Below are 20,357 nucleotides of genomic sequence, written 5' to 3' on the forward strand. Positions count from 1 at the left end.
CTCACCCCGACGGTCGTCCGGTGGCTGCGAATGAACGGTGAGGTCGACCGGCTGGAGAAGCTGACCTGCCTGCCGGTACGAGACGAACCACGGCTGCCCAGCGAGGCAAGACCGCCCCGAGCGTGGACTGCTACGTGGTCGCCCCCGCCAGCACGAATACGGTCGCCAAACTCGCGACGGGTATCGCCGACAAGCAGGCGCTGACGCAGGTAGGGGAAGCCATCGGCACCCTGGGGCTACCGGTCGTCGTCTTTCCGAGGGTGAACGCCGCTCACGCCCGCCACCCCGTGTGGCGGCGCCATATCGCCGCGCTGCGAGAGGCCGACGTTCACCTCGTCACGGCCCGGACATCTGGCCCCTGCACGAGCCACGCGCCGCCCCCGCCGGTCGGGACCTGCCGTGGGGAGCGGTGCTGGAAGCGATCGACCGCGCCATGGAAGCCACGGAATGACGGCTCATCAACTGCCTTGATCTGCGGGAACAGAGGACCCTGACAAACTGTCCGGGTCCTCTGTTCGTGGCGCATCGAAGCTTGCTGCCATGCCGGAGATGGCCGAGCGACACAGCGCGGGAACCGCACAGACGGATCACCGCACCCAGCGGTACGCCTCGTTCAGGCCCCTCGATGCCGTTGCCTGGCAGGGGCGGCGGCAACGGTGACAGCGACCCTCCCCACCGAGGAAACGGCGCCCGTCGACACCGGGCTCCGGCGGCTGATCTGCGTGGACATCGCCCTGCAGCTCCACCTCGTGCCCCCCCCGTACGGCACGCGGTCGTCGCCGCCCTCCGGCTGTGGGGTGTCCCCTGATCGCGACCGAATTAGTCGTCAACGCCATCCGCCATGGAGACCCGGGCGGCGTGACCGTGATCCTGACGGTCCGGGACAGCGACGTGGTGCTGGAGGTCGAAGACGACAACGCCAGGCGCCCGGCCGTACGGCAGGCCACCGAGGTTGGCGAAGGCGGCCGGGGCCTGATCCTCGTCCAGGCACTGGCCGACCAGTGGGAATATCGGCCTGGCACGTACGGGCGGAAGACGGTGTGGGCGTCGCTCGCCCTGCCGGAAGCCGGGCCGGAGGATGTGTCGTGATCGCCTCCCGTCCACCACACCACGGCGTGTTCGACGACCGAAGGCAGGCCGCCGCCACCATCGACCGGGTCTGGCGCCGCCTGCCCCCGTCCCAGCTCTTCCGCTGCGAAGCCTTCGCAACCCTGGACAGCCCAGACCGACAGAGCGCGATCATCCGGCCGCTGTTCTGGCTCAGCAGAGTCACCGTCTCCGGCCCGGAAGCGGCTGTCGCATGGGCTGGCTACCGGCTGGAACCGTTCGCCCAGTTCCTGGACGGACCCGACAGCAGTCGGGCCGCCCGGTGGACCGGCGACAAAAAAGCACGCTGCCGGGTGCTGCTGGCCTTACGCACCGGCAAGCGGCTGTCCTTCGAGGTCGTCGACCGCGATGGGGTCCGCTACCAGGCCGTGATCTGCCCCGTACGCGAACGTCCCCGTGCTCGGCCCCACGCTCCGCCCCGCAGCGGGAGGCGTACGGCTACAGCATGGCCGATCCCCCAAGATCTTCCGCACCACGTCCGCCGACGGCGGACCCCGTACCCCCTGAGCGCCTCAGAAAGGTTCCCCCACCACTTCACAGCCGCTCAGGAGGGGCCATCTTCACCTCGCGAGCACTTCGAGAGGAAGAGCACATGTGTTGGCACGATCCCCCCTGCCCCGCCGCCGAGGCGCCCGATCGGGAGGCTGCCAGGGGTGTTACGCGAGACGACGTGCTGGGCTGGGGCCTCCTGTGCAACGGCGTCGTGCTCTTCGACGACACAGGCGTGCTGCTGCCGGACGGCAGATCGTGCTCCCCCACCGTCCCACGATCGGAGCGGCGGCATGACTGCCACAGCCGGGCTGCTGGCGCCGGGCCGACCAAGACGGACATGGGGTATCTCTTCCTGGAGACCCGTCCCGCAGATGGCGAGCGCGAGCCTGGTTGGACCGAGGGCCTGAAGACCGCTCAACCGCCGCTTTGCCTTTCGCATGCCGTTGCCTCCGCCGAGCACTGTGGGCATCTCGTCAAGACCGGACACGTTGCCCTGTTGGCGGAGAGCGCACCGCTCTACGGCGTCCTCGGCATCCGGTACCAGATATCGGTGGGCGGGCGGCGCGGCTTGGAAGGCGACGAGGTCCCGATTCTGTACGGGCATCCCCAGGCGCAATGGTTTCTCGCCCCCCAGCTCGTACGGACCCTGCGCCGTGTCAGGGTCGTTGAACTGGGCGACCTTGTGTCTCAGGCCACTTCCCAGACAACCGCCCGGCGGTCCGGATGCTTCGGCCCGGCCCTCTGAGCGGTCCCAGACCCCGGCACGGGGCGAGCGGCTTCACGCTCGCTCACTGCGCAAGGCGGAAGCCTGGCGCCGGGTTGCACAGAGCAAGTTCGCGGCCACCCTCGGCGCGCACAGTCGAGAAGGAGAACCTCAATGAATGGCGTCCCCGACATGAGGACCGAAGAAGCCCAATCCGCCCCTTCCAGCAAGCAATTGCGCGACAAGGTGGTCGGCAATCTGATCAACATGAGGGCTGTCCGGAGCGAACGGGTCGAAGCGGCCTTCCGCGCCGCACTGTGGCATCTCGCCACCCCCGATGCGGATGTGACGAAGAACTACCGCGTGGAAGACGCCGTGATTACGAAGACGGACGCCGACGGGGTACAGCTCAGCTCAGTGTCCGCGCCGCGCATCCAAGCCATGCAGATCGAACAGGCCGACATCCGGCCCGGGATGCGCGTCCTGAAGATCGGATCCGGCGGTGTCAACGCGGCCTATCTCGCTGAGATCGTCGGCGAGGACGGCCTGGTCGTCACCGCGGACATCGATCACGAGGTCACTGAGCGGGCCCAGAGGTTCCTGACCACGACCGGCTATGACAGCCGGACTTATGTCGTTACTGGCGACGGTGAACTCGGAGTGCCGGAGCACGCTCCGTACGACCGCATCGTCGTCACCGTGCAGGCGGCGGACATTCCGCCGGCCTGGATCGAGCAGCTCGTAAACGGTGGCCGTCTCGTCGTGCCGCTCCAGATTCGCGGGATGACGAGAACGGTGGCGTTCGTGTGCCATGGCGACCGGCTGGTCAGCGACGGCTTCGAGCTGTGCGGCTTCGTCCTGATGCAGGGCATCGGCGAGAACCGCGTCCAACTGGTACTGCTCCACGACACGGAGGGCGAAGAGGTCGGACTGCGGCTCGACGGCCATCCGGAGACTGATGCCGAGCCGCTCTGGTGTCGCCGCTTGTGAAGGCGTGGTCCGGGGTGACGCTCGCCGGCAATGAATCGAATGAGCACCTGGACATCTGGCTGACAACGGTGTTCGACAATTTGCCTCTGCTCGCCGGAAAGCCGACGGCCCGTACGCGCGACCTGGTCGCGTCGATCTCGCCTCACGGCATCCCCACACTGGTGGACGGCGGCACCTTCGCCTACCGAACGGTGCGTGCCACCGATGACCCGGACCGCTTCGAACTCGGCGTGATCGGCCACAGCCCGCATGCCAAGGAGATCGCGGACCGCCTGGTCGAACAGATCCAGGTGTGGGACCGAGAACACCGCGGTGACCGCGCCCACATCCAGGTCTTCCCGGCAGGCACGCCGGAGAGCCGGCTTCCCGCGGGCCGCGTCATCGACCGGCCGCACACGCGGATCACGATCACCTGGCCGTAGTGGCGCCGCCACGGCCAGGTCCTGCAAGAGCACATCCAGCACCCCAACAAGGAGGCACTTGAGATGGCACCTGCGATTCGGACCAGCGTCGCACCCCTGACCGGATCGGACTTCGACCTCGACATCGAGACCATCGAGTCCCCCCCGGTCGTGGCCGGCCTACTGAACGACACCGGCGACGGCTGCACCTCGACCTGTAAGTCCGCCTGCTCGAACAGCACCTGCATCGGCGGCTGGTCCCAGGCGCATTCAAGGTGTGGTGTCCGGGGCCCGAAGCTCTGGCCCCGGACACCACACCGGCTGAGTGGACGAAGAGGGGGAACGGCGTTGTACAGCACCATCGACGCGGCTCTGCTGCTCAGGGCCTCTGCTCATCCGATCGCGGAGAAGCTGCCTCCGTGGCCGGACCTTGACAGCGTCACGTCCGAGGATGTGGACCGATGGCGCTCCTGGATCGAACAGGTCTGGGCGATCAATGACCTCGCGGCGGCGATCGAGACCGCCAGCCCACCGCTCACCGTGGCTTTGAACAAGGTGCTCAGCCGAGGCACGGATCAGCCCCGTGAAGTACGGCGCGCGGTGGTGTCCCTGGTCCGCTACTTGCTGCGGATGCAGCAGCGGGCCACGCCCTTCACCAACCACCACGGCACCTGGTGGGCTCGCTGGGTCACCGAGAATGCCGCCGTTCCCCGTGGGTCCGCCGTACGGTCATGGTGTTACGGCACCCCGGTCTGGCCCGCGCCCAGCAGCTGGCCGGCATCGCCTTGGGCGACCTCACGCGACAGCGCATGGCCGAACGGGCTCTTCTCTACTGTCTGGCCAACTCCGTTCAGCTCAACCACCCGGCCGGACACGGCCTTTGCTACGGCGTCGGCGGGCTGATGCGCGTCGTGCAACGCGTCGCCCCGGACTCGGAAACGCCGACCGCATTCACCGCCCATTTGCCGCAGCTCAGCGAACGCTTCCTGGCAGTGGATCCCCCGAAGGACACCAGCTTCCTCGACGGCTCAGCCGGATCAGCCCTGGCCTTCTACAGCGCCAAGGCCGACGAGTTGCCGGCCTGCGACTGGGACGCCTGCCTGCTGCTCGTCTGAACCGCCTGCTCTCGAAGGGATGTCCTGGTGAACCTGCACGACACTGGAGCCGCCGAAGAAGCCATCCTGGCCGTTCTCGCCGGAACGCCACTCACGCAAGCCGCCCCCCAGGTGCCCACGTCCGTCGAACGTCTCGCTGAAGCCGTCGAGCTGTACCGCGACGCGGGCCGAGCCGCACTCGACTCCCAATTCGACGCTTCCGGCTGGTACCAAGTGTACGTCGAGTCCGCAAACACCCATGCTGGCGATTCCGGATCTCTCCTGGCCCGGCCGGAGCTATCGAGGACGTCAAGACGCACATCGCTGATGCTCTCGACAGCATGGTCTCGTGGGGCGTGGCGAGGCGCTGGTGGCAGTCTCTCTACGAGCCGGAGTCCTTCGCGTTCGGCGGCCCGGCCGGTACCGCCATCGCCCACGATCTCTTCCACGCCGACAGCGTCGGCGTCCTTGGCTACCTGCGCCGTATGACACCCAGGACCGACCCCGGACTTCTCGATCTCAAGGCGACCTCACTTCTCCTGATCAGTCTGTTCCTGCGTGCCGCTGGACAGGAATGGAGCGAACAGGGCGACGTCTGGGCGAGAGTGGAGGCCAAGCGAGCGCTGCCGGACGGCGTACCCGCCGAGCGGGTGAGCGCCATGACGGGCACGCTCCGGAAACTCCTGACCGCCGATACCGGGCCATTGCTCGTGGCCGACGGCCCGCTCGCGCCCCTGGCCGACTGGGCCGCAGCAGTCGAGCACTCCGGCCAAGCCCTCGCCGACGCCGGCCGCGAAGGACGCCTCACCATCGGCACACGCAGCATCCTGGCTCGGCACATCCTGTTCCACTGGAACCGCATGGGGTTCAGCACCAGCCAGCAAGCCATCTGGGCACGAGCAGCCCGGGAGACGATCCTCGGCGAGTAAGGCAAGGCCGCCTTTGAGGACGTACGCAGCCACCACCACGCGCCTGCCAAGGCACGACCGGTCAACTTCGGAGGTTCGGCTAACGGCAATGACAGAGCTGCACGATCATGGACTCTACGAGCCGTGCCTCTCACATTCGAGTCGCAACGTTCTTCCTGCAAGAGCCTCAAGGAGAGGTCTGCCCCTGCCGACGCGCGGGATCACAAGCCGTGCCCGCGGGGAGTGGCTACCTGCTCGTTCGTTTTACGGCAAGGGTCAGGAGGAGCTGCCTGCTCGTCGTAGGAGCACCAAGCGCACCGAGCCTGGTGTCGGCTGCGGTTGCAAGCCCTCCAAGGCTGATGACGACCGCTGCCCCCGGGCAGGATCGCGGTCACCTTCCAGCGTTGCGGATCCTCCAGGGCTGATGACTGCACGAGGTTAAAACCGCTGGTCAGAGCCGTCTTGCAACAGCACCTCGAGCCGGATACTGCAGCGGTCCGGCGGTTGATGCATCAACACATCCCGCGCCGCAGTGTAGAGCGACTCCAGAGATTCCTTTAAAGAGGCATTCCGCGACGAGCGCGGCCAGAAGCGGGGGCGGTCGTCAGTAAGGAGGATGGGGTGCCGCGCAGATACTGTTTGGCAAAGTCGATGTCGGCGGGCCCGGTGAACGGAATGGATCCTTCTAGGAGTTCGTGGGCAGGGACGCACAGAGCATAGATGTCTCTGGCGGTGGTGGCCCGCTGGTTGTCCCAGCGTTCGGGGGCCATGTATGTAAAAGTGCCCGCGAGCTTGAAGGTCAGCTTCGCGGTGGTGGCTTCGGTGTACCGGGCGATGCCGAAGTCGGCGAGGCACCAGCGGCCGCCCAGGAGCAAGATGTTCTCCGGCTTCAGGTCGCGGTGGACAGTACCGCAGTCTTTGAGATCGGCCACAGTTTCGGCGACGTCGCAGAGCATGGAGACGGCGTCGCGGAGGGCAGGGGCCTTTCCACTGAAGGTGGGCACGCAGCAACTCGTCTGCACGGGACATCACGAGCACACATTGGTCCTCCTGCTCGCTGCTGTCGACGATCGGTACGACGTTGCGGACACCCTCCAGGTCGGTGAACAGCATCTCGCACTCGGTCCCGAGGGCCTTGTGTACGAGCTTGACCACCGACTTCGCCGGCGGAGTTCTCAGCCTCGTACACACAATACCGAAGCCGCCGCTCTCGATGGGCCACCCAAGATCCATCATCGCTCAATACCAGTTTCATGGCGTGCGTTGCCTCCATTGTCAACTGTTTTCCCTGTAAAGCGGTTTCGAGCGCCGCCATCGTCCCAGACCCCTCCGAAAAGCCGAGGTCTGTCCCGATCCACGACAGGTCAGTAGTGCCCGCAACGCAGCCCCGCTGGATGCCGCAACGACTCCTGAAACCAAGGGCAGTCGGCCGACCCTCTACTGCACCTTGCATCTCGGACAATGGGCAGGTCGAAGCGGACTGCCAGCGAGACGTCTCCCTCTGTTCACACAGCGGACCGCAGAGCCGGGTCGTACGTCGTCATCCCCGATCCAACGAACAGCTGCACGTTCACCCGGTGAGGTCTTCCCAATGGACCGACCAGTGATCAGTGCCTTCATCTGCCGTGCCGCTCGGACACCAGATGCGCACCAGAACGGACGGTTCAACCGCGGCCAATGGAACCGTGGGAAGTTCTATCAGGCACCGTGACGATTCCGCGCCGACTGGGACTTTTCCTGCATGAACAGAAGACAGTCCCCACGTTCGTCAGCGTTATCGAGAACACAGATGACCGAGCAGGAATTTCAGGAAGGGGCTACTCCTTGCTATTTGCCATCATTGACGGTGACGATGTGGGACATGAGATTGAAGCTCACCTATTGACGAACGACGTCTCCGGCTTCGTGCGTACCTCGGAGACTATTTCTGCCGCCATAGAATTACTGGCCAGCCACGCCTCTAGAATCGCCGGGGTGACGGTCGTGTCGGTGGGAGGTGACAGCATATTGCTTCAAGTGGGCGAAAATTCTATTACCCGTTTGAGTGATGAGCTCGAAGCATTACAACGACCTGGACACTTTACATTCTCTGTCGGTATCGGGGCAACGCTGCGCGAGAGCTTCATAGCTTTGCGCATGGCCAAATCGTCCGGGAAATGCAGGATTACATCTTATTCAGAATTATAGCAGCAGTGTCATGGCGTCACGGATTTCAGGTTCTCAGCTCGAACAGAGAACAGCCGCGGAAAAATCGTACAATACACTAAAGGTCGCGAAGGTTGGCACTGAGTGCTACCAGTCACTGGGGTTAGGCGTTAGCTGCTGTACAGCATCGCTCAAACAGAAAATCTCACCTGAAGATATATCAAATGTAGTCGATCACCACCGTAGAGGTAGGGAGAAGAGTTCCAAGCGAAAATGCCAGCGAACTGGGAGCCGAAATAAACAAGCGACCCTCAGGGGTAGATCCATGGACAGTCGCTTGCGTGGAGAGATAGAGGCTCCAGTACTGAACGATATCTTTTAATAGTGCATTATAAGCGGACCGATCATTCGGAAATGCGGGCACCATACACTGGTAAACAAGTGCACTGCTGCATAAATCCTGTGGCCCCACGGCATACCTACCGAGATGATTTTGCGCGCCCCGGGCCGCATCCTGGGCTTCTGTGATCATGCTCGGGTTATTGGCGATGTTGACAATAAGCGCATGCCTGTTTACATTCTGCCCGCCAATCGGAAATAACGCAACAGCATCGCGGCGAATTGTCGATGAGAGTTGATAACTTTCCTGAGTTGTTTGCGGACCGTTCAAAGTTCCTTCTAAGACCAGAGGCGGCAGGGGCAAACTGGGCCCTGCGCCTGACACCTGATGAACATGGATTTCCCTGAACTCGAAAAGGCGCAACTGGACACCCTGCGGTGCAAACAAGCGTTGCCCTAATCGAAATGCATTCGCAAGACCGCATGTCAAATAAAAGGAGATATGATCCGATCTATTTGCCCCCTCTTCCTTCAACCTCGCCTCAATCACCCGCTGGGTGAGCTCAGCTCGCGCGTCGCCGGTGAGCCCTGGATATAGCTCATCTACATTCACATAAAAGAAGCTGATGTGGCAAACTCTAGTCGCCAAAAAATGCTCGAACAGTCTGGCGTCGGACCATCCTGAAGCGGGCGTTGGTTGTAGAAAAATAGCCACGCCGACTCCAGTGCGACCGTGGAGGCTTAGCCAGCTTCTCGCAATAAAAACAAAGCCAATGATCAGCCCAATCGAATTCATCAGGATTTTTCCTGGAATCAGTTTCAACAGCTCAGGGAACGTTCCTGCCACCAAGACCGTCCCAAAAGCACCAGACAGGGAAGAAAAGATTTTCCTATCTTCTTTTATCCGTCGGTAACTCCTACGGATCCGACCAATCACAAGCATCCTCCGAAATTCCCAGAGCCTCGCCTCAGACTCAAGGTACAGGCATGGATACCGATGCCCCTAGAAGAGCGTTTTATTCCGGCGAGGGTGTTTGGTTCGAGGTTCAAGTATCATGCCAGTTCGTGATGAATTCGCGGGTGAGTCGTCGGCTTATGAGGTCGATCATCGCGACGTGGATTATGACTTCGGAGCGGTGTGGATGGGTTTCGTAGTCGCGGGCCAAGCGGCGGCGGTGCATGAGCCAGCCGAAGGTCCGCTCGACCACCCAACTCTGGGAGCGTGTTGAACAACTTCGACGTCGCTGCCGAGGCGGGCACTGTGGTCGATGACCTTGGTGCGGTAGCCGGTGTCGGTCCATGCCTTGGTCACGTGAGGGCTGGTGGCGGCGATGTGCATGCCGCCGGCGTTGTCGGAGACGCTCGCCCTGGTGACCCGGACGGCCAGGAGCAGGCCGAGGGTTGTCGCCGCCGAGGTGGCGCTTGCGGCCTGCGGTTTTCTTGCCAGCGTCGATGCCCTGGTCGGCTGCGGGCACGTTGGCGGAGGTCTTCACGCTCTGCGCGTCCAGCACGCATGCAGTTGGCTCGCCGTCGCGGCCTTCAGCCTCACGCACCAGGCGACGCAGGAGACCGTCGAGTTGGTCGAAAACGCCTTCTTTCTGCCATGCGGCGAAGTAGCCGTAGACCGTCTCCCGCGGCGGGAAGTGGTGCGGCAGGTACCGCCAGGGGATGTCGGTGCGGCCGACGTGGAGGATGACGCCCATGGTGCGGCGCAGGTCGTGCTCGGGTAGGCGTCCGGCGTCCAGGCCCTTGCCTCTGCGTTCGGCCCGCCAGGCGGTGAGCGTGAATCCGATCAGCTCCCAGCGTGCATCAGACAGGTCGCTGGGATACGGGCGCTGTCGCGTCATGCTTCGGTAGTACCGTCAGGCATGGCACCGCCCCAGGGCGCAAACGGCGGCAACCGGGGGAGCCTTGGGGTCAGACATGAGCGAATACATCGAAACGGACCGAGGTGCGGCTACTTCAGCCACGCATTTCCCATTGAGCACTACCGCCGCACCAGTAGAGGCGGTAAACCACGGCCAATCGAAGCACGTGACGGCGGCTCCGCAGATCGCGCCCAGCAACCACGCAAGTCGCTGACCTGCAAGGCGGCAGACAAAGCGCCGTTGATTCCCAAGCTCAGAGCGCGAGTTCGATTCTCGTCACCCGCTCCAAAGAAAAGCTCCAGGTCGGCGCCCTGGGGCTTGTTTGTTGTCCGGGACAATTCAAAGGACCGCGCACTACTCGCGCACCACATCTGGCGGTCGCACGCCTTCCCAGGATGAGTTCCGGCGATGCCCTGCTGATGTGCAACAGCATAGAATCGCGCGGCATGTCGGGTGAAGACATTCCTGTCCCGGCAACATCTAGCCCTGCAGGCCAGGGCAGGCACGGGCAAGACAACGACGTCGACCTTGCTTGTCGAAGCGGACCGGCGCCGCGGCCGCTATCTGTCGTTCAACAAGTCGATCGCTACGGACGCGGCTCAAAAGCCGCGACCTGCCGGCCCTGGTGCGTCACGCGCGGTCCCTGGCTGCAGCAGATCGGCGTCGTAGTGGCACGCCCCGCATCAGGGCGACGCTGCTCTTCTACTCGGAGTGTTCGGTCGAGGAGAAGTACATGTTCGCCGTCGGCAGGAACATCAGCACGACAGCACCGGAAACCAGGACGACCGGACTGACACTGGTGAAAAGGTCGTATATGACGTCAGCCATATTCGGTTTACGGAATTCACTCGTGTTCATACTATTGACAAGGAAGAACATGACGAGAGCGCCGGAGGCGGCGAGTGCGCCCCGCGCCCATTTTCGGCCCTGGCGCATCTTGAAGACGAAGAACAAGAACAAAGCGCTGGTGAAAACCAGAAATCCGGCAGACATGGCGACCTGCTGGATCGCTCTGCTCTCGCCCATCTCGTTGCGCATTTCGTCGAGCCCCGAGGGAGAGATGGCGAATGTGTCCAGCACCCAGACGACGGCGTCCACGAAAATCGCCGTGAGGAGCAGCAGGGAGGCTGTTTCCACCTCTCTGGGGCGCGCTCCCCTCTGGTCTGTTTCCAGCTTCATCGTCACTTTTGTCTCCTCAGATAGCCCGTATCCCCTGAAGAGACGGCCAACTCCGCCGAGCGGTTGCCGGTCGCAGGGCGGCGAACTTGCACCGGACTGGAAGGCGCACTGTCAAATACTGCGGAATCGTGGCGATAATTCGCTACTCCCGACTTGGGGGATATCTCGGGGCGGGAATCGGATCGAGCAGCGGCGGCGCAGGACGCCGTTGGCTGAGTCAGGTCGGCATGGCCGCCCCGGCAGGGCTCGGAGGGGCTCGGGTCGGACCGTGGGGTCGGTTGGCCCAGCACCGATCCCGCCTTTTACCTCCGCGACGGCAACAGAGAAGTGACATCCAGGGTGCACGCACCTATGGGGACGGTCGGCCACCACATGACGCCGAGGAGGTACATCGTCCCCCAGCCAACGAGCCGGCACGCCGCGTCCACCTTCTCGCGGGCATCCAGCAGTTCGGCCCGGACCGGCTCCGGCGCCACGGGCCGCAGCCGGGCTGACTTCAGATCGAAGTCGTACGCCCGCAATACGCGTATGTCGGTGGTGGCCATCTGATTCCCGGACCACATCGGGGAACACGGTTCCACCAGGCATGTGGGTCACAGGCGCGGCTGAGGGCGGCAGTGTCGAGGTCCCTGGCTTCCACCCGCTGGACAGCTCGGCGGGCCTTTTCACGCAGCACCGCCAGGTACGCGGCGTGGGCCGGTTCCAGCGGAGGTGGCGACGGGCGGCCAGTGAGGCCGCAGGCCAGGCGCACCGGGGTTCGATGCCGATACGAGCGGCGGGCCCGCCCCAGTCCTTGGGCGGCCAGGGCGGCGGAGGCGGAGGCGGAGGCGAGCAGGACGACGATCGTGAGCAGCAGTCGCGGACCGCCGTCCTGCCCTTCCGTGTCCTCGTGCAGCGCGCCCAACCGGTCGCCGACACAGGCGAGTCGGCCTGCTGCTGCCGGGCCTGTTCCGTGCGGGCGGCGCGCATGTCGCTCATGTGCTCGGCCACGCGCACCGGTGAGATCCAGCGTTCGCCGAGCTTCCGGCCGGACGCCGCCCACATCTCGTTCACGAAGGCAGCCTCAGGCGCCGCAGCGTCCGCCGGTACACCGCGAACTCCGGCCCGTCGGCGCGGTCCAGCACGAGTTCGGCCCGGGCACACCGTTCGGCCGGTCACATCCACGCCTACCGAGAGGAAGGGACACGTTCCGGGGACTGCGACACCGCGCCGGCAATCGGGTCGTTCGCCAACAGTCGTTCCCGCCGACCGTCTCCGCCGACCCGATCGGCGGGATCGGGTCCTGACCGGTCAGCGGGGGTGTACCCAGCACCACCCCACGGCCGGGCTGTACACCCAGTGTGCCGAGCTCTCGCCGTCCGTAGCGTCATGGACATGGCGCAGGGAGCGCCTCAGCGGAAAGGGCGGCGGACATGTTCCAGCGGAAGAGCGGGACCGGACCCACCGGGAGCGGCGAAGCGCCGCGGCAGGCCGGGGCCGGCGACGTCCAGGGCCGGCCGGGCGGCCTCGCTCTCTTTTTCGCTGTCACGTTCACGACGACCTGGGCCTTCTGGCTGGTCGCGATCGTGCTCGGCGGGTCGCCGACGAGTTCCCCGACCGCCGTTCCTTATCTGCTCGGTGGCTTCGGCCCGGTGTTCGGCGCGATCGCGGTCCGTGTTCGCCGTGCCCGTCGCGGGGAACCCGTGCCCGCTCGTGCGGTGAAGTTCCGGCAGGGCATACGGCTGTTGTGGGCGCTGCCCCTGCTGGTGCTGGCATCGGCGAGCGTGGTGGCGGGCGCGCTGCTCGCGGACTTCCTGGGCGGTCCGGGGGTGAGCCTGACCGAGGGCAGGGAACTGATCTCGACCGTCGGCGGAATCGTCCCGTTCTTCGTCAGCATGCTGATCGCCGGTCCGCTGGCCGAGGAGCCCGGCTGGCGCGGCACGGCATATCCGCGCCTGCGCGCCTCCATGAGCCGTCTCCAGGCCGGCCTGGTGCTGGGTGCCGTCTGGGCGGTATGGCATCTGCCGCTGTTCCTCATCGAAGGAACGGTCCAGGCCGAACTCGGCCTGATCAGCTGGAGCGGCCTGATGTTCTCGCTCAGCGTCCTGCCGGTGGCACTGCTGACCGGTTACGCCTACGAGCGTGCCGGAGTCGCGGCATCCATCGCGGTCCACCTCGGCTTCAACGCCACCATGGCCGTACTGACCGTCGACTCGCCCGTAACACAGGCATTCATCCTGGCGGTCCAGACCGTCCTCGCGATCACACTGCTCGCCACCCAGCGCGACCGCCGTACGGAACCGCCCGTACAGGCGGCCCCTCACCCACACCAGACCGCCACCGACGCGCCGCACCAGATCAGCCCGACCCGAGGCTGACCAATCCGGGCGACACACCGGAACCGCCCAGCGGCAACGCCGCGGCTCAGAGCCGGCCGCCGCGTTGCCGCCGTCAGGCCGGCCTGGAAACGGGTAGACGCGATCAGGCCAGCCATCAAGCGGTAAACACAGCGCCGGGTGAGGCGTTCACTCCAGCACTGAGCCCGGGCGATCGCCGCAATTGTGAGGCCCGCCGCCAGGAGAGCCATCAGCACCGTCGAGTGGTGGATCAGACACACGGCCGACCGGCCGCCGAGCGCGAGGCCGTACGGGACGACGGCCGACCGGGCGTCGCCGATCAACAGCCTGAGCGGCAACTCGTCCCGTACGCGGGCCTGTTCGTCCGCCTCACCCAGCGACCCGCCCCGAGCGCCCGAGCACGCGCCGCACAAGCCCGCACAACCACAGCAGTCACGCGGACAACAGAACCTGTCCACTCCGAACAGCCTGTCCCTCCCCGGACTGATCCGACGAGGTGGGCCGGCCGGCGCGCTGAAACCATTGCTGAAGCGCTGGAGGAGGCGAGCCCGGCGGAGTAGCCGCCGCGGAAGACCGCGATGCGCGGCTTCGGGACCTGGTGTGCCAAGGAGGGGCGCGTCGCCGAGCCGTGCACGACTGCCACGTACACCGAGTACGGGCGGCATCTCACGGCCCGAGGACTCGAGGTCGGCACGATCCGCAACTACATGTCGCTCATCCGCACGTCGATGCCGCCGGGGCAGTGCCGCAACGCTGCGAGATGGACCAGTGGAACTGGCAGAGCTGGCCGCGTACTTCGCGGGTGATCCATTGAAATCTCCGGCCAGGCAGGGATGTGTTGGTTGCCGGCCGTGGATGTCAGCTACCAGGTCGGCCACGCCCGTCGGCGGCTGGGCCCTCGACTGGGTCCGTGGGCCCTGCGTTTGGGCCCAGGCCCATCCTTAGGCTGCTGCCACTTGGGGGAACGGGTGGTGACGTCGGCGAGGAGAACAGATGAAGGGCTCCGACAGGTTCCAGTTATGGCATGAGCACAACAAGGAACCGAATCGTCGACGGCTTGGTGGGCTTGGAGACAGAGGGCAGAGCGGGGCCGAGTACGCCGCGATGGTCGGGGTCGTGTCCCTGGTCGTGGCCGCGATCGTCGGTCTGAGTGTGCCCGCGGATACGGCGACCGGGCTGAAGACCCAGGTGTGCCGAATAATCCATCCGCTGAGCGGCGCCGAAGCGTGCTCCTCGGGTGACTACGCGGACGGCGGGGACGGAGACGGCGACGGAGGCGACGGAGGAAACGGCGGGAATCCCGGCGATCCCTTCGTTCCCAACGGCGACCCGTTCGAGCCCGCGAAGTGTCTGCTGTCCCAGGACCAGACCAAGGACACCGTCGTCATCCAGGTGGCTTTCATCAAGATCAGCAGCTCGGAGACCGTCAAGCTCCAGCAGTGGTCCGACGGCACGGTCACCCTGGAGCGGGTGCACGACAACGCGGGCGGAGTCACCGCGAGCATCTCCGCCGGCATTCCCGGCCTGAAGGACTGGGGTGGCAGCGCCTCGCTGAGCGGTAGCTATATGACGGGCAGCGGCAACGGCGGCCAGTGGCTGTTCAACGGCAACAAGAGTGACAATCCTCAGGCGGACCTGGAGGCCAATCTCGCGGACGCGCAGAAGTTCGCCGCGTATCTCAGGCAGAACGAGGGCTGCCGCTACCAGAGCGGCTACAACCCCGGGGCGAACATGGGAGCCTGCCAGCAGGACGCGGCCTCCAAGAAACCCGACCTCGAACCGGAACTGGCACCCGACGTCGACATCACCAAAACCACCACCGAAGCGTCCGGCAGCGTGAGCTTCGGCAAGACCTTCAAGGGCAACGGCAAGAGCGGCAAGGACACCAAGGGCGGTAAGGACGGCAAGGGCGCCGACGGTCCCAAGGACCTCGGCAGCATCTCCTTCGAAGGGCTCTCGGGTGCGATGACCGAGGACGTGGTGGTCCTGCGTACGAAGACCGGCCCGGACGCGGGCAAGATCACGTTCGTCTACACCTTCACCGTCAGCGGCACGGCCAGCGGCGTGGCACAGGCCAAGGGCAGCAGGATGCAGCAGGTGGCGGTCACCTACGACGCGGCGGCCTACGACCAGGAAGAGGAGGACGGCGCCGCGCACCACCCTCAGAAGCTGACGATCACCACCAGCCAGGAAGCCGGCGACGGACCCGGCATCCAGGCCGGCGCGGGCGCCAACGCAGGTCCCGTGACGATCGATGTCGGTGGTGGCGGCGGCACCATCGAGTCGCAGATCCACACCGAGTCGGCCGAGGTGACTCTCGACAACGACACGGACAGCACCGCCGTCGAGGACTGGTTGCGCGGACGCGGCGACGCCCCGGCCAGCAACCCGCCGCCTACGCCGTCGGACGCCGCCGAGGCGCTGAGCGACGACGCAGGGCCGATCGAGCGACTGCTGCACGACAAGGGCAAGCTCTCACGCCTGGACTACAAGGCCAACACGGACTGGTGGAACGCCTCGCTCGGCATCGGCTTCGGGATCTCCGCCGGACAGGTCAGCCTCGGCTTCAAACTCTTCGGCATCGACATCACCCACGAGAGCAAAACCCAGACCATCACCGGCGATCCCACCTACGCCACCGGCCCCAAGAGCGGCGGCGCACGCCCGTGGGTGGAGTGGAAGAACTGCACCCGGACCACACCCATCCCCACCTGACCGGCAGGGAGCACGTCCGTGAGCCGGGCCATCAGACCCACGCCTGCCCGTGCCCGGCCACGCCTGCCGTGCCTGGCCACGCCTGGCCACTTCCCGTACCGCCTGCCCGTACCGCCTGCCCGTACCGTCGCTCAGTCCCGGCTGTCGGCGTACCGCCGTACGGCGAGCGGTACGAAAAGTACGAGCAGCGCCAGCGACCAGAGCACCGATCCGGCCACCGGATGCGCCACCGGCCAGGCGGCGCCCGCCGTCGGCACCGTATCGCCGCAGAGAACGCGGACGGCCGTGGCAAGCGCGCTGATCGGGTTCCACTCGGCGACCGTGCGCAACCAGTCCGGCAACCCGGCCGTGGGGATGTACGCGTTGGAGAGCAGCGGCAGGACGAAGGTCGCGGCGCCCAGTTGACCGGCCACCTCCTCATTCCGGATGAGCAGTCCGAGACAGGTGCCGAGCCAGTTGGCCGCGAAGCGGAAGAGCAGCAGCAGCCCGAATGCGCCGCACGCGCCGGGCACCGAACCGTCGATCCGCCGGCCCACCGCGAGCCCCACCAGAATCAGGGGCACCATCCCGACGGCCGTGGTGAGCAGATCCGCGGCGGTCTGTCCGAGCGGTACGGCGACCCTGCTCATCGGCATCGCCCTGAACCGGTCCATGACTCCGCGCTGTACGTCCTGCGCGGCCTGGAACATCCCGGTCATGATGCCGCCCGCGGCCGTCGAGGCGAGCAGTCCCGGCACCAGAAAGGCGCGGTACTGCTCGCCAGGCGTCGCCAGCGCGCTGCCGAAGACATAGCCGAAGAAGAGCAGCATGTTGATCGGCATGGTCTGGGTGAGGATCACCACGCCCGGCGCGTGCCTGATCCGCTGGAGATGACGTCCGAGGACGGTCCCGGTCTCGTACACGACGGCGCTCATGCCGCGTGCTCCTTTCCGTGGTGGCCGTGGTGGCCGTGGTGGCGTCCGTGGTGGCGGCGGGTGTCCGCACTGCGGTCCGCGTCGCGGCCGACGGCCGGGTCGGCAGCCCGGTCCCGGTCCGTGGCCTTGTCCGCCGGCCGGTCCGTGGCGCGGCCGGTGGCACGGTCCGCGTCGCGGCCGGTCAGTCGCAGGAAGACCTCGTCGAGCGTCGGCGGGCGCAGACTCGCGTCGGCCACCGGCACACCCGCCGCGTCCAGTTCCCTGACGAGCCGGGGCAGGGTCAGCGCGGGGTCCGTCGCCACGGCTCCCGCCGTACGGCGCTCCCGGTCGAGCACGGGCTCCGCACCGGTCAGCCGGTCGAGTACGCCCGCGGCCATGATGAGCGCCTCCTCGACGGTCCGCCCCGCCGTCTCCCCGGCGAGCACCACCTCCGCGTACGAGCCGATCAGCGACTTCAGCCCGGCCGGACTGCCCTGATGGGCGGCACGGCCCCGGTCGATCAGCACGATGTCGTCGGCCAGCCGGTCGGCCTCCTCCAGATACTGCGTGGTCAGCAGAACGGTGGTGCCCCGGTCGGCGAGTTCGCGTACGGCGTCCCAGATCTGGTTCCTGCTGTGCGGATCGAGTCCGGTGGTCGGCTCGTCGAGGAAGAGCACCCGGGGACGGGTCAGCAGACCGGCGGCCAGATCCAGCCGTCGCCGCATCCCGCCCGAGTAGGTCCGTACCGCCCGGTCGGCGGCGTCCGTCAGCTCGAAGCGCTCCAGCAGCTCATCGGCGCGGGCCCGGCCCGCGGCGCCTCTGATACGGAGCAGTCGGGCGAAGAGCCGGAGATTCTCACGGCCGGTCAACTCGCCGTCCACGGAGGCGTCCTGACCGGTGACGCCGATCGACCGGCGCACCGCGCCCGGATCGCGGATCACATCATGTCCGGCGACCAGGGCGGTGCCGGCGTCGGGCGTGGTGAGGGTGGTCAGGATCCGTACGGCGGTGGTCTTGCCCGCGCCGTTCGGTCCGAGCAGCCCACAGACGGTGCCCGCGGCGACGGCAAGATCCAGCCCGCGCAGGGCATGCACACGGCCGGCGCGGAACCGCTTCTCCAGACCTTCACTAAGTACGTCGTACGTAGTTGTCATGCGACCCACCGTATCTCACTACGTACGTTGTACGTAACTAAGATGGTGGACGAGGTGATGATCAATGGCGGGGCGACCTGCTGAACCCCAAGTGATCTGGGCACGTCCGGAGCGGTCCGGCCGCGGTCCCAAGCCGGCGTTCAGCCGCGCCGATATCGCGGCGGCGGCCGTCCGTGTCGCCGATGCGGGCGGCATCGACGCCGTGACCATGCGTCATGTCGCCGCCGAACTGGGATGCGGCACGATGTCGCTGTACAACTACGTGCCGCGCAAAGAGGACCTGTACGAGCTGATGGCCGACCGGGTCGCCGGTGAGTACGACCTGCCCGAGAAGCCGTCCGGCGACTGGCGGGCCGACCTGACCGCCCTCGCGCACCGAGCCCGCGCGATGATGCGGGCGCACCCGTGGATGGCGCGGCTGATGTCGGCGGTCTACGGATTCAGCCCGAACGCGATGCGGTACCTCGAATACAGCCTGACCTGTCTGGACGCTCTCGACGCGCCCTACGGCGAGAAGATGGAGCTGGTGGCGATGGTCAACGGCGTCGTGACCACCTATGTCGCCAATGAGCTGCAGACCGCCGAGCGCGCCAAGTCCCTGCCCTGGTCCGCGGAGCAGGAGCATGCCGTACGCATCGCCTATATGGGGCGCGAGATCGCCTCCGGCCGCTATCCCCGACTGGCGGCGGCGTTCGCGGAGGACTCGGGGCCGATCGATCTGGACGCCGTCTTCGACCGGGCGCTCGCGCGCGTCCTGGACAGTTTCACCACTCGGCGCCCGGAGAATCCCGAGAGGTCCTAGGCCCGGCGGTTTCAAAGACGTGCCCGGTGTCGCCCGGTGCGCGCCTTCCCGCGGTCGGCTCGGGCGCGGCCATCCGGACGCGGATGGTCATGGGGGTCCGGTGCCGGGTCCGGGTCCGGGTCCGGGTCTGGATGTCGGTGCGGGCGAGCCTCGCTCACCGCACGGGAAAGCCGAAGGAGTACCCCTGCTGCTTCAGCCAGGGCAGCACCTCGCGCAGAGCGGCCACGGTCTGGGAGCGATCGCCTCCCGCGTCGTGGAAGAGGACGGTCGGCCCGTCGGAGATCTCCCTCTTGACGGTGGCGACCATGGCGTCCACGCCGGGACGCTCGAAGTCTCTGGAGTCGACGTTCCAGCCCAGCGGCCGCATCCCCCGGGACGCGGCGAGCTGCCGGCTGTACGGGGTGAAAGCACCGCCCGGGGCCCGGTAATACTGCGGCCGGACGCCTCCGGACGCCTTGATGATCATGCGCTCGGCATCCAGGATCTGCTGGGACTGGTAGGCCTCGGACCGGGTGTCCATGGTGGTGTCGTGCGAGACCGTGTGGTTGCACAGCCGGTGCCCGGCCGCCACGACCGCCTTGACCAGGTCCGGGTACGCCTGGGCCTGTGTGCCCACCATGCAGAACGTAGCCTTCACACCGCTGTCCTTCAGCAGTTGCAGCACCTGCGGCGTCCAGACCGGGTCCGGTCCGTCGTCGATGGTGATGTTGACGCCACGGGCGCCGCGGTCCGAGGCGTGCGCGATGTCCGCCGCCACCTTGTCCACTGTCCGGTCCTGGGGCGGGGCGTCCGGCGCTGAGACACGCGCTTGCGGCTGCCGCCCTCCGACGGGGTCGGCCTGCGCGGTCCACACCGAGGTGGCAGCGGCCATCACTGTCACCCCGAGCGCCGCCGCGAGAAGCCGGCCGTGCCATCCCCTTCCCTTATGCCTTGCCATGTCCGCCCGCCCCTTCGCTGTCTCCGCCGATGCCGTGCACCCATGAGGACATACGAACGCCCGTACAAGATCCCTCTGTTACCGATCACAGACGAATCCGCAGGAGGCCGGCCACAAACACGGGAATTCCGCGACAGATAAGGGGGCGCAACGGCCTGGTGCCGGCGGATTCAGTGCCGACCTCCGCTGCTCTCGGAGCCCGTGCCTCTCCTCATGTCTCACATCCTGATGTCTCACGTCGGTCAGAGCCAGAAGTCCCGGATGCCGTAAGCCGTCGACCGGGTCACGGCCTCG

The 20,357-nt window shown here is 66.2% G+C and carries 20 protein-coding genes and 2 pseudogenes; 14 read left to right on the forward strand and 8 right to left on the reverse strand.

The window, feature by feature from the left end; all coding sequences use genetic code 11:
• Positions 1 to 134 precede the first annotated feature (134 nt).
• The 10 genes and pseudogenes from ACFV6H_RS19760 to ACFV6H_RS19805 all read left to right on the forward strand — a co-directional run bounded on the left by ACFV6H_RS19760 (position 135) and on the right by ACFV6H_RS19805 (position 5,716).
• Positions 135 to 494, forward strand: a complete 360-nt coding sequence (locus ACFV6H_RS19760) for a flavoprotein (protein ID WP_385543798.1) — start codon at positions 135 to 137, stop codon at positions 492 to 494.
• Positions 495 to 792: 298 nt separating this feature from the next.
• Positions 793 to 1,089, forward strand: coding sequence for an ATP-binding protein (locus tag ACFV6H_RS19765; protein ID WP_385543628.1), 297 nt, complete (start codon positions 793 to 795; stop codon positions 1,087 to 1,089).
• A 610-nt stretch (positions 1,090 to 1,699) separates the two neighbouring features.
• A pseudogene (locus tag ACFV6H_RS19770) lies at positions 1,700 to 1,855 on the forward strand (DUF5999 family protein); the annotation flags it as partial.
• 81 nt (positions 1,856 to 1,936) lie between these two features.
• A complete protein-coding gene (locus tag ACFV6H_RS19775; RefSeq protein WP_385543812.1) occupies positions 1,937 to 2,344 on the forward strand; it encodes a hypothetical protein in 408 nt (135 codons plus the stop codon).
• Between the two features lie 132 nt (positions 2,345 to 2,476).
• Positions 2,477 to 3,292 carry a hypothetical protein gene (locus ACFV6H_RS19780; protein ID WP_385543631.1) on the forward strand — a complete coding sequence of 272 codons (816 nt, stop codon included), beginning with the start codon at positions 2,477 to 2,479 and terminating at the stop codon, positions 3,290 to 3,292.
• A gap of 14 nt (positions 3,293 to 3,306) precedes the next feature.
• Positions 3,307 to 3,714: a hypothetical protein gene (locus ACFV6H_RS19785; protein ID WP_385543634.1), complete on the forward strand. Its 408-nt coding sequence runs from the start codon at positions 3,307 to 3,309 to the stop codon at positions 3,712 to 3,714.
• Positions 3,715 to 3,777: 63 nt separating this feature from the next.
• A pseudogene (locus ACFV6H_RS19790) lies at positions 3,778 to 3,915 on the forward strand (FxLD family lanthipeptide); the annotation flags it as partial.
• A gap of 126 nt (positions 3,916 to 4,041) precedes the next feature.
• Complete coding sequence (locus ACFV6H_RS19795; protein ID WP_385543801.1) at positions 4,042 to 4,596, forward strand: lantibiotic dehydratase; 555 nt, start codon at positions 4,042 to 4,044, stop codon at positions 4,594 to 4,596.
• Positions 4,596 to 4,808: a hypothetical protein gene (locus ACFV6H_RS19800; protein WP_385543637.1), complete on the forward strand. Its 213-nt coding sequence runs from the start codon at positions 4,596 to 4,598 to the stop codon at positions 4,806 to 4,808. The genes ACFV6H_RS19795 and ACFV6H_RS19800 overlap by 1 nt, the downstream gene beginning before the upstream one ends.
• Before the next feature lie 278 nt (positions 4,809 to 5,086).
• Positions 5,087 to 5,716, forward strand: a complete 630-nt coding sequence (locus ACFV6H_RS19805; protein ID WP_385543803.1) for a thiopeptide-type bacteriocin biosynthesis protein — start codon at positions 5,087 to 5,089, stop codon at positions 5,714 to 5,716.
• A 536-nt stretch (positions 5,717 to 6,252) separates the two neighbouring features.
• Here ACFV6H_RS19805 and ACFV6H_RS19810 read toward each other — a convergent pair.
• Positions 6,253 to 6,717 (reverse strand): protein kinase, encoded by a 465-nt coding sequence (locus ACFV6H_RS19810; protein WP_385543640.1) that lies wholly within the window; start codon positions 6,715 to 6,717, stop codon positions 6,253 to 6,255.
• Positions 6,718 to 7,402: 685 nt separating this feature from the next.
• On the opposite strand from ACFV6H_RS19810, the gene ACFV6H_RS19815 reads away from it, so the two are divergent.
• Positions 7,403 to 7,882: a mCpol domain-containing protein gene (locus ACFV6H_RS19815; RefSeq protein WP_385543643.1), complete on the forward strand. Its 480-nt coding sequence runs from the start codon at positions 7,403 to 7,405 to the stop codon at positions 7,880 to 7,882.
• 178 nt (positions 7,883 to 8,060) lie between these two features.
• Here the strand turns inward: ACFV6H_RS19815 and ACFV6H_RS19820 are convergent, their stop codons facing one another.
• The 4 genes from ACFV6H_RS19820 to ACFV6H_RS19835 all read right to left on the reverse strand — a co-directional run bounded on the left by ACFV6H_RS19820 (position 8,061) and on the right by ACFV6H_RS19835 (position 11,771).
• Complete coding sequence (locus tag ACFV6H_RS19820; RefSeq protein ID WP_385543646.1) at positions 8,061 to 9,026, reverse strand: hypothetical protein; 966 nt, start codon at positions 9,024 to 9,026, stop codon at positions 8,061 to 8,063.
• 199 nt (positions 9,027 to 9,225) lie between these two features.
• Positions 9,226 to 10,026: a transposase gene (locus ACFV6H_RS19825; RefSeq protein WP_385543648.1), complete on the reverse strand. Its 801-nt coding sequence runs from the start codon at positions 10,024 to 10,026 to the stop codon at positions 9,226 to 9,228.
• Between the two features lie 723 nt (positions 10,027 to 10,749).
• Entirely contained in the window at positions 10,750 to 11,232 is a 483-nt protein-coding gene (locus ACFV6H_RS19830; protein ID WP_385543651.1) for a hypothetical protein, read from the reverse strand.
• 296 nt (positions 11,233 to 11,528) lie between these two features.
• Positions 11,529 to 11,771, reverse strand: coding sequence for a hypothetical protein (locus tag ACFV6H_RS19835; RefSeq protein ID WP_385543654.1), 243 nt, complete (start codon positions 11,769 to 11,771; stop codon positions 11,529 to 11,531).
• Positions 11,772 to 12,638: 867 nt separating this feature from the next.
• Between ACFV6H_RS19835 and ACFV6H_RS19840 the strand changes: the two genes are divergently transcribed.
• The gene (locus tag ACFV6H_RS19840; protein WP_385543657.1) at positions 12,639 to 13,583 is read left to right on the forward strand and encodes a CPBP family intramembrane glutamic endopeptidase; all 945 of its coding nucleotides are present in this window, start codon (positions 12,639 to 12,641) and stop codon (positions 13,581 to 13,583) included.
• A 1,095-nt stretch (positions 13,584 to 14,678) separates the two neighbouring features.
• Positions 14,679 to 16,277: a hypothetical protein gene (locus ACFV6H_RS19845; protein WP_385543659.1), complete on the forward strand. Its 1,599-nt coding sequence runs from the start codon at positions 14,679 to 14,681 to the stop codon at positions 16,275 to 16,277.
• A 131-nt stretch (positions 16,278 to 16,408) separates the two neighbouring features.
• Here the strand turns inward: ACFV6H_RS19845 and ACFV6H_RS19850 are convergent, their stop codons facing one another.
• Positions 16,409 to 17,191 carry an ABC transporter permease gene (locus ACFV6H_RS19850; protein WP_385543662.1) on the reverse strand — a complete coding sequence of 261 codons (783 nt, stop codon included), beginning with the start codon at positions 17,189 to 17,191 and terminating at the stop codon, positions 16,409 to 16,411.
• The gene (locus ACFV6H_RS19855) at positions 17,188 to 18,324 is read right to left on the reverse strand and encodes an ATP-binding cassette domain-containing protein (protein ID WP_384978854.1); all 1,137 of its coding nucleotides are present in this window, start codon (positions 18,322 to 18,324) and stop codon (positions 17,188 to 17,190) included. Before ACFV6H_RS19855 ends, ACFV6H_RS19850 begins: the two co-directional genes overlap by 4 nt.
• Before the next feature lie 64 nt (positions 18,325 to 18,388).
• On the opposite strand from ACFV6H_RS19855, the gene ACFV6H_RS19860 reads away from it, so the two are divergent.
• Positions 18,389 to 19,126 (forward strand): TetR/AcrR family transcriptional regulator, encoded by a 738-nt coding sequence (locus tag ACFV6H_RS19860; protein ID WP_385543667.1) that lies wholly within the window; start codon positions 18,389 to 18,391, stop codon positions 19,124 to 19,126.
• A 154-nt stretch (positions 19,127 to 19,280) separates the two neighbouring features.
• Here ACFV6H_RS19860 and ACFV6H_RS19865 read toward each other — a convergent pair whose 3' ends face one another.
• Positions 19,281 to 20,063, reverse strand: a complete 783-nt coding sequence (locus ACFV6H_RS19865; protein ID WP_385543670.1) for a polysaccharide deacetylase family protein — start codon at positions 20,061 to 20,063, stop codon at positions 19,281 to 19,283.
• Positions 20,064 to 20,357 lie beyond the last annotated feature (294 nt).

Source organism: Streptomyces sp. NPDC059743 (assembly GCF_042732975.1).
Taxonomy (GTDB): domain Bacteria; phylum Actinomycetota; class Actinomycetes; order Streptomycetales; family Streptomycetaceae; genus Streptomyces.

Bases quoted from the DNA above. Each gene is read 5' to 3' on its own strand.
- ACFV6H_RS19825 (WP_385543648.1), bottom strand. From the start codon at position 10,026: ATGACGCGACAGCGCCCGTATCCCAGCGACCTGTCTGATGCACGCTGG.
- ACFV6H_RS19780 (WP_385543631.1), top strand. From the start codon at position 2,477: ATGAATGGCGTCCCCGACATGAGGACCGAAGAAGCCCAATCCGCCCCT.
- ACFV6H_RS19775 (WP_385543812.1), top strand. From the start codon at position 1,937: ATGGGGTATCTCTTCCTGGAGACCCGTCCCGCAGATGGCGAGCGCGAG.
- ACFV6H_RS19800 (WP_385543637.1), top strand. From the start codon at position 4,596: ATGCGCGTCGTGCAACGCGTCGCCCCGGACTCGGAAACGCCGACCGCA.
- ACFV6H_RS19855 (WP_384978854.1), bottom strand. From the start codon at position 18,324: ATGACAACTACGTACGACGTACTTAGTGAAGGTCTGGAGAAGCGGTTC.
- ACFV6H_RS19865 (WP_385543670.1), bottom strand. From the start codon at position 20,063: ATGGCAAGGCATAAGGGAAGGGGATGGCACGGCCGGCTTCTCGCGGCG.
- ACFV6H_RS19835 (WP_385543654.1), bottom strand. From the start codon at position 11,771: ATGGCCACCACCGACATACGCGTATTGCGGGCGTACGACTTCGATCTG.
- ACFV6H_RS19850 (WP_385543662.1), bottom strand. From the start codon at position 17,191: ATGAGCGCCGTCGTGTACGAGACCGGGACCGTCCTCGGACGTCATCTC.
- ACFV6H_RS19860 (WP_385543667.1), top strand. From the start codon at position 18,389: ATGGCGGGGCGACCTGCTGAACCCCAAGTGATCTGGGCACGTCCGGAG.
- ACFV6H_RS19840 (WP_385543657.1), top strand. From the start codon at position 12,639: ATGTTCCAGCGGAAGAGCGGGACCGGACCCACCGGGAGCGGCGAAGCG.